Raw genomic sequence first — 13,457 nt, 5'->3', positions numbered from 1 at the left:
CCGAAGTTTCCTTCGGGCTTTTTTTATTTCAGAATATGAAGAGAAAATATATTTATCCGGCGATCATACTTGTTGTTGCTGCAATTTTCTTACTGGCTGAAAGATGTGCCTAAAAGGATAATCTTTCAGAATCAAGTTTTATGAAAATGAACAGTAGAATAGTAAATCCCCATAATCCTGAACCCCCGTAACTAAAGAAAGGAAGTGGAATTCCTACCGTGGGAAAAACACCAATTACCATCCCGATGTTTACCAGAAAGTGAATAAATAAAATCCCAATAACTGAATATCCATAAACACGGTTAAATTGTGAACGTTGTCTTTCCGCTAGAATAAGTAAACGTATTAAAAGAAATACAAAAAGCAGGATCACAGTTGCACTCCCTAAGAAACCCCATTCCTCACCTACAGTGCTAAAAATATAATCGGTATGTTGTTCTGGAACAAAATGACCTTTGGTTTGGGTTCCTTCGGTCCAGCCTTTACCAAACCATCCACCACTGCCTATGGCGATCTCGCTTTGGTTAGTGTTATATCCAATTCCTTTGCTATCAACTTCTTTTCCCAGGACAATATTAAAACGGTCCCTGTGTCTTTGTTCGAAAACATTTTCAAAAATATAGCTTACGGAAAAGCTCAAGCCTATTGCACACAAGGCAAAGATTGAAATTAAAGCCCTGCCTGGCCTCTTACTGCGCTTTTTAAAGAAGATAAACGAAGCGATCAGTAAAACCCCAAGAGCTACATAAATGGGCCCTAATACCAGGGTTAAAATGAATAAGGCAATGGTTGAAAATCCTGTAACCAGATAAAATCCGGATAATCCTTCCCTATAAAGAGGAAAAAAGAATGCCGCATAGACTAAAGCGCTTCCGGGATCTGGTTGGGGGATAATGATCAATGCCGGTAAAGCAATGATAATAAATGCCCTCACCTGATGGCTGAGTTTTCGAATATTGGTTTGAATATCACTTAAATATTTTGCCAGCGCAAGAGCAGTTGCAAATTTGGCAAATTCTGAAGGTTGGATCCCAAAACTTCCAAAAGAATACCAGGAAGTTGCCCCGGAAATGGTTTTTCCGAATACAAAAAGCCCTGCAAGTGAAAGGAGCGAAATCAAATAAATTATACTGGAAAACCGCTGGTAAAACTTGGAATCTACAGAAAGTACGATGATGATCAAAAAAAGGCTCAATCCTATAAAAAGTGCCTGTTTCCCATAAGGCTGGCTCAAATCAAAATAAGAACCAGTCCCACTTCCCAGTGATGCGGAATAAATATTTGCCCACCCAAAAAATACGAGTATAAGGTATATGCCAATGCTTAACCAGTCGAAGCCTGCATTTCCTTTACTCATTTAAATATTAATTTGGAAGGGTTCGCCACTTAATGGTTTTTCGTATTCCGGTTCGAGGCTATGGCTTGGGTCCAAAATCCATTTTTCAAGGTCTGTACGGGTGATAGTACCTTTTAAATATTTTTCGATCATTAAACTTGCAATTCTCCCTGCATATCTACTTCCCCAATATCCATTCTCCACAAAAACTGCGATAGCTATTTTTGGGTTGTCTACCGGTGCAAATGCCACGAAAATAGAATGGTCTGTCAACTGGGTCCTTTTTCCATCAATTTTAGCGAAGTTTTCAGCGGTTCCTGTTTTACCTGCAATCTCAATTCCTTCAACCTGTAGCGACCTTGCGGTACCATTAAGGTAAACCTGGTGCATGCCTTCCACCACAGGATCGTAATATTTCTCTTCTATAGAGGTAATATGTTTCGTCGTGAATTTTTCTTCAGCAATAGGATTATTATTGATTTCTTTCAGAATATGGGGTGTATAAAAATAACCGCGGTTACTAATGATGGCAACCATATTAGCTAGCTGGATTGGGGTCATTAATATTTCACCCTGGCCAATGGCATTTGAGAGTGTAGCCGTGGAATACCATTTATAGGTTGGGTAATCATAGATTTTATTGTAATATGCTGCGTCTGGAATTTTTCCAGATCTACCCGTGCTTAGATCTGATCCTAAATAATCTCCAAGGCCAAAACTTTTTAAATGCTTATTCCAGGCATCCATACCTTCCTGTGGGGTTGAATATTTTTCGATAATCCTACGATATACATTGGCGAAATAAGAATTGCAGGACTGGGCAATGCCAGGAATCATGGTTAACGGGCTGCTATGTGAGTGACAACCCAATTTACGCCCTCGCCCATAGGTATACCCATGATTGCAACTAAAAGCATCATCAGTATCCACAACACCTTCCTGAAGGCCAATTAAAGCATTCAAAGTTTTAAATGGAGATCCCGGAGGATATTCAGCTAACAGGCCACGATCATAGAGAGGTCGGGAAATTGTATCGTAATGTAATTTTGAATAATTTTTTGATCTCTTTCTTCCTACCAATTCCGCCGGATCAAAAGTGGGTGCCGTAATAAGGGCAAGGATCTCTCCGGTTGCCGGTTCTAAAGCTACAATTCCGCCCCGCTTATTTTGCATTAGCAAATTACCATATTCCTGAAGTTTGGAATCAATGGTTAATTTTATATCTTTTCCTTTTTCCGGAAGCGTGTCGTAAATCCCTTCTTTATATGGGCCAATATCCCTATTAAATCGATCTTTCTGAATATGTTTTACACCCTTGACCCCGCGAAGTAATTCCTCGTAATAACTTTCTACACCTGCACGGCCAATAAGGTCACCGGAAATATAATAAGGATTGTCATTTACTATTTTCGGATTTACTTCAGCAATATATCCCAATACATTGGCACTGTGATCTACCTGATAATCCCTCAACGATCTTTTCTGAATATAAAAGCCATCATATTTCCTCATTTTCTCCTGAAGGATGGCGTACTCACTTTTGGTTAATTGCGGAATAACCACCGAAGGCAGCATGGGAGAGTAAATTCTTGCCTTGTCCAGTTTGTTCTCAAGTTCTTCTCTGGAAAGTTTTAAGATTCCGCAGAATTCTGCAGTATCAAAAGGTTTTAAATTTCTTGGGATCACCATCACATCATAAGATGGCTGGTTAGAAACCATCAATTCTCCATTACGATCATAAATATACCCACGTTGAGGATAATCATACACCACCTTAATGGCATTATCCTGCGACCTGATTACAAGAGAAGTATCTATAACCTGTAAATAAAATAACCTGCCAATGAAAACAAAGCCTGTAGTTAGAATCGTGATATATAATAAAAATTTTCTCATCGGTATTTTCTACTGAATAATGATAGACTGAGGAACACTAAAACAATGGTAAAAATGCTGGAAAACAAAGTCTTCTTCAGAATTAGAATTATATGACTTAAGCTGAACATTTCCAAAGAAAAAAGGATAAAATGATGAATTACAACCATTAAAACCACATAACTGAATTTTGCCCCAAAAGGAGTTGCCGAAAGCCTGATATTTTGATGGTCATAACTTATACCGAAAGAAAAACGTAATAAATGAGGTCTAATAAAAGCTACCACCAAACAAGCTGCGGCATTAATCCCCCCGCTATCTTCAAATAAATCGATACTCATTCCCAATAAAAAAGAAAGAAAAAGGAACAGGCTTTGATTTCCGGTAAAAGGGAATAATAAAATGAACAGCACATACAAATACGGATTTATATAACCTGCAAAGTTGATATTATTCAAAATTAGCACCTGTAGAAATACAAGCAAAATAAAGCGGGCGATATTTACCATTAAACTATTGTTCATCTTCCCCCTCCTGCATTTCCTGAATTTCGTCTTTATTTAAATTTTCAATCACATAAACATACCCAATATTGGTCATATCGTTGAATAACTGAATATTGATCGTGTAATAACTTTGTGTATCATCCAGTTCAAAATTGAGGATGCTGCCAATAGGCATTCCCTTAGGGAATAGCAATGATCTTCCTCCGGTTATAATGGTATCTCCAAGATTTAACTGTGCCTGGCGTGGTACATCTATGAGCTGTACAATATTGGGATTATCCCCATCCCAGATCAGGCTTCCAAAATGTTCGCTTTTTTTTAATTGGGCATTAATTCTTGAACGACTATTCAGAATAGATATTACCCGGGAATAATTTTCATTTACCCTGTCTACGATCCCAATAATCCCTTTACTGGTGATAACTCCCTGTTCCTGAAAAACTCCGGAAGACTTTCCGCGATTGAGGGTAAGAAAATTATCGATCCTGGAAAAATTGTTATTGATCACCTGGGCGGTCCTATAGATATAATCACCGTCAAAGGCAGTGCTGTCTGTTTGTTTTGCGCCAACAACCGAATCATGCATGGAGGAGATCTGGTTGCGTAATTTCATATTTTCTTCGAGTAGTCTTTCATTGTAATCGTCTAAATGAAAATAAGAATTCATATCATTTGACCATGAATAAACACCGCCGGTTAGAAAATTAGCTGAACTAATGAATTTGCTTTTATGAAAGGCATGATTCTGAATAGTAAAGAAAATGGATACAGCAAAAAGGAATAGAAATAAGATCGAGTTCTTATTCTTGATAAGAAAGTTGAATATTTGCTGCATAGCTTAGCGAATTCCTACTTGATCAAAATACCTTTGTACCTGCTCAGGTTTTTCAAAGTAATACCAGTGCCACGTACTACGGCCCTCAAAGGATCTTCAGCAATATATACGGGAAGATCTGTCTTTTGCGATAAACGCTTATCCAAACCTCTAAGCATAGAACCACCACCGGCCAGGTAAATCCCGGTATTATAAATATCTGCGGCAAGTTCCGGGGGCGTCTGGGATAAGGTTTCCATAACGGCGTCTTCGATCCTGAGAATTGATTTATCCAGGGCTTTGGCGATCTCCCGATAGGAAATATTGACTTGTTTGGGTTTTCCGGTTAAAAGATCCCGACCCTGTACACTCATTTCATCTGGTGGCACTTCAAGATCTTCAGTCGCCGCACCTATCTGAATTTTAATTTTTTCCGCAGTACGTTCCCCAACATACAGGTTGTGCTGCGTCCTCATATAATACACGATATCGTTGGTAAAAACATCACCGGCGATCTTCACCGATTTGTCACAAACGATTCCTCCTAGCGCAATTACTGCAATTTCTGTAGTTCCTCCTCCTATATCCACGATCATGTTTCCTTTAGGTTGCATGATATCCACTCCAATACCAATAGCTGCCGCCATAGGTTCGTGGATAAGATAAACTTCTTTTCCATTTACCCTTTCCGCACTTTCTTTTACAGCGCGCATTTCCACTTCTGTAATTCCAGACGGGATACAAATCACCATACGCAGGGCGGGGGTAAATAATTTCTTTTTTAGTGCAGGGATTTCCTTTATGAACATAGTGAGCATTTTCTCACTGGCATCAAAATCGGCGATTACACCATCTTTTAAAGGTCTGATCGTTTTGATGTTTTCATGGGTTTTTCCCTGCATCATGGCGGCTTCCTTTCCTACGGCAGTAATTTTACCGGAAGTCCTGTCCCGGGCAACAATGGAAGGGCTGTCTACCACTACCTTGTCGTTATGAATTATTAAAGTGTTGGCGGTGCCTAAGTCGATTGCTATTTCTTCAATGAGAAAGTCAAAAAATCCCATAGTATGTTTTGATGTTGAGGTTTGGTAAATGTAATAAAATTAATGTTTAAAATGGCGTGTCCCTGTCATTACCATGGCTATATTATTAGCGTTGCAATAATTGATGCTCAACTCATCTTTTATTGAGCCCCCAGGCTGGATTACTGCTGATATTCCCTCATTCCCTGCAATTTCAACACAATCTGGAAACGGGAAAAAAGCGTCACTGGCCATGACCGCGCCGTTTAAATCAAATTTGAAGGATTTTGCTTTTTCTATACTTTGGCGTAAGGCATCAACTCTGGAAGTTTGTCCTGTCCCGCTCGCGTAAAGTTGTTTGTTTTTCGCTAAAACGATAGTATTTGATTTTGTGTGCTTGCAAATTTTAGAGGCAAATATCATGTCAGATAACTCACTATCTGTCGGTTTATTATTGGTCACCTGCTTTAAATCTTCCTCACGATCAGTCTTTGCATCTTTATCCTGCACCAAAACACCATTAAGGCAAGTCCTTACCTGGGTTGCAGCTAGATCCATCTCTTTTTGGATCAAAATGATCCTGTTTTTCTTGCCTTTTAAAAGTTGTACGGCTTCTTCTGAATAAGAAGGTGCAATCACCACTTCACAAAAAAGTTTGTGGATCTCTTCAGCAGTGGCCTTATCAATTTTCACATTACTAATAAGAACTCCGCCAAAGGCTGAAACGGGATCTCCCGCTAAAGCATCTACATATGCCTGATGAATAGAATCCCTTTGGGCAAGACCGCAGGCATTGTTATGTTTTAAAATAGCAAAAGTAGGTGCTTCTCCTTTGAATTCCTGCATCAGGTTTACGGCAGCATCAACATCCAACAAGTTGTTGTAAGATAATTCTTTCCCATGTAACTGGTCAAAAATTGCTTCAAAATCTCCATAAAAAGTCCCTTTTTGATGCGGATTTTCACCATATCTTAATTCCTTTCCGGAAAGTTCACTTTGTTTAAATGAAGCAATCGCACCATCCTGATTGAAATAATTGAAAATGGCCGAATCGTAATGTGATGAAACATTGAAGGCTTTTGCGGCGAATAATTTTCTATCGGCTAATGTGGAATTTCCATCTTTATTTTGCAGTAAATCTAGAAATTCTGAATAATCGTCTACCGAAGAAACACAGAGCACATCTTTGAAATTTTTTGCAGCAGCGCGAATAAGGGAAATCCCGCCTATATCTATTTTTTCAATTATATCCTCTTCTGAAGCACCCGAAGCCACGGTTTTTTCAAAGGGATATAGATCTACAATCACAATATCAAGCTGGGGGATTTCAAATTTTTCGATTTCCGCTACATCGCTTTCAACATCCTGCCGGTTTAAAATTCCACCAAAAACTTTAGGGTGCAAGGTTTTTACCCTTCCGCCTAAAATAGATGGATAAGAGGTGACATCTTCAACAGGAATTACATTAATGCCAAGATCCTTGATAAATTTTTCGGTTCCTCCGGTAGAATATAAAGTAACCCCAAGTTTATCCAGTTTTCGAACTATTGGTTCTAAACCATCCTTACTAAAAACAGAAATTAAAGCAGATTTCGCTTGTTTTAAATCACTCATTATGTTGTGTTTGTTAATGCTGCAAAAGTAACCAATAAAGGCAAAAATCATAAAGCTGCCCGGACTAATTATTAAGAAATTTTGTAACAAATTTTTAGGAGTTACGTCCTATCTTTAAATTTCAGCAGAACAGCTTAATTTATCCTATGCTAATCTATTTACGCGTATTAAAAGAGAGTTTTAATTTTGCCATTAGCGCTCTTACCAATAACAAGCTTCGTACTTTTCTTTCTTTACTGGGAGTAACGATTGGTATATTCTCTATTATAGCGGTTCTGGCTGCCGTAGATTCCCTTCAGAAAAACATTAAAGGTAGTTTAAGCTCTCTGGATAATAGCACAATTATCGTGATGCGCTTTAGCTTTGGTCCAACAGAGATTCCACGATGGAAAACGCAGCAATTTCCCGATGTTACTTATGATGAATACCAGTATATCAAGCGTAATCTTCCTGATGTTGAAGCAGTGAGTTTTGCTTTAGGAGTTCCACAGGGCACATTAAAGTACGGAGACATTACGAGTACCAGCGTAGATGTAGGAGCGGTAACCCATGAATATTACGACATTGAAGCCATGGAACTGGAGGAAGGCAGGTTTTTTAACGAAGCCGAATCTGTTAGCGGTAATCCTCTTCTCATTTTAGGAAGTGAAGTGGCCACCAATTTGTTTGGTGAAATAAGTCCAATAGGTAAAGAAGTTCGGATCTACGGAAGAAGGGCCACGGTGATTGGAGTACTAAAGAAGCAGGGACAGTCTTTATTTGGTTCCCGTGATGGCCAGGCTTTTGTCCCGGCTAATTTTGCCAGAAGGATTTATGGCACTACTAAAAATGTAGTTTTTCCGCAGATAGTGATCAAGCCTGAAGATGGAGTGGATAACGAAGAATTTATTGCCTTATTAGAACAACAATTACGAAGCCTTCGGGGGATAAAACCGGGGGATGTGAATACTTTTTTTGTAAATCAGTTACAGGGATTCGCAGATTTTATCGATAATATCACCGGGCAACTGAATATCATAGGTTTGGTTATCAGCGGATTTTCCCTATTAGTAGGTGGTTTTGGAATTGCGAATATTATGTTTGTGAGTGTGAAAGAACGAACCAACCTTATTGGGATCCAAAAATCACTTGGGGCCAAAAACAGGTTTATTCTTTCTCAATTCTTATTTGAAGCGGTGATCCTTTCAGTTATTGGGGGACTGGTGGGTTTACTTTTGGTTTATATTGTTTCGATTATAGCCTCGAATTTTACGGGGGATTTTGATTTTGTGCTTTCCGCCTGGAATATTTCCATTGGTTTAGCGGTTTCTGCAGTGATTGGATTGATCTCGGGAATCATCCCGGCAATTTCAGCATCTAAATTAGATCCTGTTGAAGCGATTAGGACGGGGTATTGATTAGTTCGGAGTTCGGAGTTTTACGGGTTAGTAGTCTGTAATCTATAGCCTGTAGTTCGTAAGGGGGTAATTTCGTTCAGGAATTCAAAATTCAAATTTTTTTTCACTTTTCACTAATTTCCGACAATCCAACTTTCCAGCTTTGTACTAAGAAAGTATTCCCGCCACCTCTGCGTTAACAAATTCAAGAAATAATTCATCTTCATGTGAAAATGGGTCTTCCGTATGACTGTCTATATCTATCTGGCCAATATTTTCCCCATTCAGAAATAAAGGAATTACAATCTCTGCTTTCACATAAATGCTACATGCGATATAATTGTTTTGAGCTTTTACGTCGGGTACCACAAAATTTTTATTGGAAAGCGCTACTTGTCCGCAAATTCCTTTTCCAAAGGGGATAATATCATGATCTGTAGGTTCGCCCGCGAAAGACCGCAATTTTAATTCTTCTTTGTCACCGTTTTTAAAATAAAAACCAACCCAGTCATAATAAGGAATATTGGTTTGCAATAATTCGCATACCTGGGATAAACGATGATCTACAGAGAGCTTCTCATTATTTAGAATATCCTTAACCTGTGGTCTTAATTTTTGAAAGGGCATATTAACAATCTTTAGTGCAAAAGTATTTAATTTCCTCTGTTATATGCTTGGTTCAATTCTATAAATTTGTTAAAATCCGAATCTAAACTTTGCTCAAATTATTCCGAAAATACCGCCTGGTCCTTCGATTTATTTTCATCTTTTTGGGAAGCTATTTTCTTCTTTCGAGTTTATACAGCGGTTTTTTAATATTATATGATACAAAACACCCGGTTCCTGATCCTATAACACAGTTGGTTGCCTGTCAAAGTGGCGAGGTTTTGGCAAATTTAGGCTACGAAGTAAATGTGGTCATGCATCATTCTGGACTTTCCATGATGCTTATGGTGGAAGATGTTTTTCTGGCCGGTATCGTTGAGGGTTGTAATTCAGTGAGTATTATTATCCTTTTTACCAGTTTTGTGCTGGCCTTCTTCGGAAAAGCTTCTACGACCTTATTGTTTATTTTTGCAGGATCCGTGATTATTTATGTCATAAATATTTTCCGCATTGTGCTACTTTCTGTAGGGCTTTATGAATATCCGCAATATTCAGATTATTTACATACTTTATTTTTTCCTTTGGCTATCTACGGAACCGTTTTTATACTTTGGTTAACTTGGGTTAGAATTTACTCGCGATGGAAAAAAAGATAAAAACCCGATATCGTGTAATATTGATAAGCATTTTGGTAATTATGCTGGTTGCTATTAGATTTTTTGAAAACAGTCTTTTTTACGATCCCTTGATCAATTTTTTTAGATCAGATTATTTACTTCATATCATTCCGCCAATGGATATGGCCGAGCTCATGCTGAATTTAACGTTTAGGTTTATCATGAATACGTTTATTTGTCTGGCAATAATTTATATCGCATTCCAGAATATCAATATTTTAAAATTTTCTGTGATACTGTATGCTGTCTTATATCTTCTGGGAGTTGTTGCGTTCATTTTTTTAGTATTGAATATTGAACGCGAACATTATCTCGCCCTATTCTATGTACGCCGTTTTCTAATTCATCCGCTCTTTATCCTTATTCTTATACCGGCCTTTTATTATTACCATTTGAGCCGTAAGCGGATGAACTAATTTTTTCACCTCCACTTAAATAGTCCGATATTCTATTGATGTTTAAACCAAACAATTTTCGTGGAGGTGAAGTTTTATTTCGTTAAATCTTCTTTTCTTTTAAGGAAATTTAATTCGCTGATTGGAGGAATCCCTTAATGCCCGTTATTTCCTTCTCTGTTAAATTAGCCCTTACCCTCATATGAAGGCTTATAGTCTCCCAGTCAGTATCGTTGTAATCTGCCGGGGATGGTGCCAAATGACAGCGGTTACAAACTTCGCCCCACAATTGGGCCCCAGATTTTTCAATTTTGAATTCCTCTCCCATATCAGCAACTTCAGTATCCGGCACCTCTGTATAAACATCCTTTTTAGTGGAGCATGCGATAATACTTATACTAATTGCAAAGATCATTAAACTGCCAATAAGTATTCTATATAATGTTTTCATATCTCTAAATTTTGAATATCATAATTAAAATCCTATAGCCCAATGCACAAAAAATCCATCTGTATTGGTAATCCCGGAGTCACCGTGCCCGCCTTCGGTCTCAGTAGTTTGATAACTTAATTTTATTACAGACCGCCAGGTAAGCCAATAGTTGATACCAAAAGCATATTGGTTGGATTTTTCTTCCCATTCAGCTCCTTCAGGGGTATTAAAATTGGAAAACCTTCCTACCAGCTCCAACTTTCTAATAAAATCGCTTCCAGCCATTGTAGGACGGTAACTCAACTGGGTGTAAAATGAATTACTTTTATTTTCAAAGCTATATACCTCTTCCCCTTCTACTTCCTCTAATTCCCCCTCTTCCCCGTGGGCTTCAGCAAATTCGGCCGTATCTACATTAGAATTATTATACTGGGCCTTGAAGTCGATTATGCCTTTTAAAGGGGTCACTTGTTTTACAAAGGAAAAATCCAGGGCGTATAGAAAAGCACCTATGTCTTCATATTCTGAATCTTTCTCCCCAACTCCATTTGTAGAATAGGCAGAGAAACCTACTTCGGTTGAAGAATCTGCAAATGGTAATAAGCCAAGGCGGCCACCAATGGCCTTACTCAGGTTATTGTCCTCAAAATTCTCAAACATCAGCATTCCTGCCTCTTCAGGTTCAACGTTTCCATCTTTTAAGCGTGGTCCGTTGGTAGAGTAGACCGAATAATTCAGGCTTGATCCCCCAAGATCAAATACGCCCCTTAATTCCACTCCAACTCCCGAAGCGGGGGCAATCCCGTCATGTCCAAAACCCAGGGGCCTGGTTGTTAGCCGGTTGATCCATGCCGGGTGTAGGCGTTCCATAAAAGTTCCGAAAGGGAGGATGAATTTACCGGCTCTAATTGTCATATTCTTATTTAGAACATACATGACGTCTGCATATTCCAGGCCTATTTCAAGGTTATTGTTTTCAAGCTCAAATTCAAGTTCAGCTTCAAACATCAATTTATCGGAATGCTTGAATAAAAAGATGGGGGCGAATGCCGAACCTACATACGACGATTCTTTTTCATCACCGGAATCCATATAGTTAAAGCCGGTATGCCCGTAGCCCCGAATCATAAACTGAGTCTTGCTAGGCTCAAAATTGTTATAAGTCTGCCCGTAGAACTGACTACCGAATGAAAGTGCGAGTAAAAATATTATTAGATTTTTCATTTTTTAAGTGTCCTTATATAGTTGATAATTTCCCACCTTTTATTCTCTGGGATGGAAGTTTTGTAAGCAGGCATGGGGGTACGGCCTTCTGTTAGTTTCCAGAACAGAACGCCATCGCTTTGAGCTTGTACGGTCTCGCTACTTAGATTTGCGGGTTTTGGAGTGAGGCCGGCCCCGGCCATACCATCTCCTCTTCCTTTTGGTCCATGGCATACAGAACATAAGGAGTTAAAAAGCTTTTTACCTGAGGCTGTAGCACTGGCATCATTCTTTACAGGGTTGGTTATTTTATCGGCACTCTCGGGTGCTACCCATTTTTCCTGGGCAAAGCTATTAAAGCCTGCGAACAGCAAAAATATAGCTGATACAAGGCTTATTTTTAATATGTATTGTTTCGTTTTCATAATTATTATAAATTTCTAGTGATAGATGAACTATTCTTAATTCTTTGATATTAGTTTGCTTTTAAGATTTCCCTAAGAACAACCTCAAAGTTTTAAAACCTGTATTATTTCTATTCTAAAGGATCAAATCAGGAAAGTTTCATGGAGAATGAGGATATCCTTGGATATAAGGGGTGGGGAGTAATGTATAAATTGAGCATTTTTTTGCTGAAGTCCTTCAAAAAGGTCAATATTATAGGGGTAGATAGAAGTGTTGGATAAAGCAAAAGGATAAAGGTTTACTATATAATCCACCTTTTTTAAATCCTCTCGTCCTGTTTTTGCAATAAACTTATCCTGGCAGCAGGCAGCCTCATTGATAACACATATTTTCGGGCGTTTATCGGGGATCTTATAATTACAATTTTTAGCTTTAATAAAAAAGGATGTGGCAACCAGTTCGTTACAGCAATAGTGCGTATTGACTGAAAACGACATGGTGGCGAACAAAACCCCCAATGATAAAAAAATGGATAATATTCTTAAAAAGAAAACTTTCGTCAGAGACTTATTTTTTAATGTAATATGCTTTTGTGAAAAATCCATAAAGCTTTCTTTTAAACAAGGTTAAATTTATAAGATGGATTTTATCTAGAATATGATATTGGTCATATTTCAGTTTATATCTTATCTCTATGTTTGCCTCAATCTTGGAATACAATAAACATTGTTGCCCAAACCTATATTTTTTGTACTTTTGTACCCGATGAAAAAAGCATTTCAGCATATCATTTCTTTGAGCATGGCCTTTCTGGTAATGTTTTCAACCCTGTCCTTTACGGTTGATAAACATTTCTGCGGAAGTGATCTCATTGATACTGCTGTGTTCTCCAAGGCGAATACATGTGGAATGCAGATGAGCGAGAATGTTGAAGATCACTGTTGTTCTAATGAAAAAGTTTCAGTTGAAGGTCAGGATGAATTAAATCTTTCATTTGATACTTTCGATTTTAACCAGCAATTATTCATCACCACTTTTACATTTACCTATTTTGAACTGTTTGAAACACTTCCAAAACAGTCCATTCCTTTTAAAGATTATTCCCCTCCTTTGATCGTTAGCGATATTCAGCTGAATGATCAGGTTTTCCTTATTTGATTATTGAATTTTAGACACTTACCGGTTCATATTTGAA

The 13,457-nt window shown here is 38.1% G+C and carries 15 protein-coding genes; 4 read left to right on the top strand and 11 right to left on the bottom strand.

What is annotated here, in order from left to right:
* Window positions 1-109 precede the first annotated feature (109 nt).
* The 6 genes from rodA to purH are packed head-to-tail and all read right to left on the bottom strand — an operon-like array spanning window position 110 to window position 7,167.
* The gene (rodA, locus tag DHD80_RS11570; RefSeq protein ID WP_251741340.1) at window positions 110-1,357 is read right to left on the bottom strand and encodes a rod shape-determining protein RodA; all 1,248 of its coding nucleotides are present in this window, start codon (window positions 1,355-1,357) and stop codon (window positions 110-112) included.
* Window positions 1,358-3,232 carry a penicillin-binding protein 2 gene (gene mrdA, locus DHD80_RS11565; RefSeq protein ID WP_251741339.1) on the bottom strand — a complete coding sequence of 625 codons (1,875 nt, stop codon included), beginning with the start codon at window positions 3,230-3,232 and terminating at the stop codon, window positions 1,358-1,360. It lies immediately after the preceding gene.
* Window positions 3,229-3,735 carry a rod shape-determining protein MreD gene (locus DHD80_RS11560; protein ID WP_251741338.1) on the bottom strand — a complete coding sequence of 169 codons (507 nt, stop codon included), beginning with the start codon at window positions 3,733-3,735 and terminating at the stop codon, window positions 3,229-3,231. The genes mrdA and DHD80_RS11560 overlap by 4 nt, the downstream gene beginning before the upstream one ends.
* Window positions 3,725-4,552: a rod shape-determining protein MreC gene (gene mreC / locus DHD80_RS11555; RefSeq protein WP_251741337.1), complete on the bottom strand. Its 828-nt coding sequence runs from the start codon at window positions 4,550-4,552 to the stop codon at window positions 3,725-3,727. The genes DHD80_RS11560 and mreC overlap by 11 nt, the downstream gene beginning before the upstream one ends.
* Window positions 4,553-4,566: 14 nt before the next feature.
* Window positions 4,567-5,595 carry a rod shape-determining protein gene (locus DHD80_RS11550; RefSeq protein ID WP_251741336.1) on the bottom strand — a complete coding sequence of 343 codons (1,029 nt, stop codon included), beginning with the start codon at window positions 5,593-5,595 and terminating at the stop codon, window positions 4,567-4,569.
* Window positions 5,596-5,634: 39 nt separating this feature from the next.
* Complete coding sequence (purH, locus tag DHD80_RS11545) at window positions 5,635-7,167, bottom strand: bifunctional phosphoribosylaminoimidazolecarboxamide formyltransferase/IMP cyclohydrolase (RefSeq protein WP_251741335.1); 1,533 nt, start codon at window positions 7,165-7,167, stop codon at window positions 5,635-5,637.
* Between the two features lie 146 nt (window positions 7,168-7,313).
* Between purH and DHD80_RS11540 the strand changes: the two genes are divergently transcribed.
* A complete protein-coding gene (locus tag DHD80_RS11540) occupies window positions 7,314-8,564 on the top strand; it encodes an ABC transporter permease (protein ID WP_251741334.1) in 1,251 nt (416 codons plus the stop codon).
* 147 nt (window positions 8,565-8,711) lie between these two features.
* Here DHD80_RS11540 and DHD80_RS11535 read toward each other — a convergent pair whose 3' ends face one another.
* Window positions 8,712-9,170 (bottom strand): GAF domain-containing protein, encoded by a 459-nt coding sequence (locus DHD80_RS11535; protein ID WP_251741333.1) that lies wholly within the window; start codon window positions 9,168-9,170, stop codon window positions 8,712-8,714.
* Window positions 9,171-9,259: 89 nt separating this feature from the next.
* Between DHD80_RS11535 and xrtF the strand changes: the two genes are divergently transcribed.
* Together xrtF and DHD80_RS11525 are read left to right on the top strand one after the other, a co-directional pair.
* Window positions 9,260-9,805: an exosortase family protein XrtF gene (gene xrtF, locus DHD80_RS11530; RefSeq protein ID WP_251741332.1), complete on the top strand. Its 546-nt coding sequence runs from the start codon at window positions 9,260-9,262 to the stop codon at window positions 9,803-9,805.
* Entirely contained in the window at window positions 9,790-10,242 is a 453-nt protein-coding gene (locus DHD80_RS11525; protein ID WP_251741331.1) for an exosortase F system-associated protein, read from the top strand. The genes xrtF and DHD80_RS11525 overlap by 16 nt, the downstream gene beginning before the upstream one ends.
* A 109-nt stretch (window positions 10,243-10,351) precedes the next feature.
* On the opposite strand, the gene DHD80_RS11520 is transcribed toward DHD80_RS11525, so the two are convergent.
* The 4 genes from DHD80_RS11520 to DHD80_RS11505 all read right to left on the bottom strand — a co-directional run bounded on the left by DHD80_RS11520 (window position 10,352) and on the right by DHD80_RS11505 (window position 12,867).
* Window positions 10,352-10,672, bottom strand: a complete 321-nt coding sequence (locus tag DHD80_RS11520) for a hypothetical protein (RefSeq protein ID WP_251741330.1) — start codon at window positions 10,670-10,672, stop codon at window positions 10,352-10,354.
* Window positions 10,673-10,696: 24 nt separating this feature from the next.
* A complete protein-coding gene (locus tag DHD80_RS11515; RefSeq protein ID WP_251741329.1) occupies window positions 10,697-11,878 on the bottom strand; it encodes a hypothetical protein in 1,182 nt (393 codons plus the stop codon).
* On the bottom strand, window positions 11,875-12,282 hold the full coding sequence (locus DHD80_RS11510) for a cytochrome c (RefSeq protein ID WP_251741328.1): 408 nt from the start codon (window positions 12,280-12,282) through the stop codon (window positions 11,875-11,877). The genes DHD80_RS11515 and DHD80_RS11510 overlap by 4 nt, the downstream gene beginning before the upstream one ends.
* A 123-nt stretch (window positions 12,283-12,405) precedes the next feature.
* Complete coding sequence (locus DHD80_RS11505) at window positions 12,406-12,867, bottom strand: hypothetical protein (protein ID WP_251741327.1); 462 nt, start codon at window positions 12,865-12,867, stop codon at window positions 12,406-12,408.
* Window positions 12,868-13,027: 160 nt separating this feature from the next.
* Between DHD80_RS11505 and DHD80_RS11500 the strand changes: the two genes are divergently transcribed.
* Window positions 13,028-13,420, top strand: a complete 393-nt coding sequence (locus tag DHD80_RS11500; RefSeq protein ID WP_251741326.1) for a hypothetical protein — start codon at window positions 13,028-13,030, stop codon at window positions 13,418-13,420.
* Window positions 13,421-13,457: the final 37 nt, after the last annotated feature.

This window comes from Gramella sp. AN32 (assembly GCF_023718305.1).
Taxonomy (GTDB): Bacteria; Bacteroidota; Bacteroidia; order Flavobacteriales; family Flavobacteriaceae; genus Christiangramia; species Christiangramia antarctica.
This window is presented reverse-complemented; position numbering and strand designations above follow the sequence as displayed.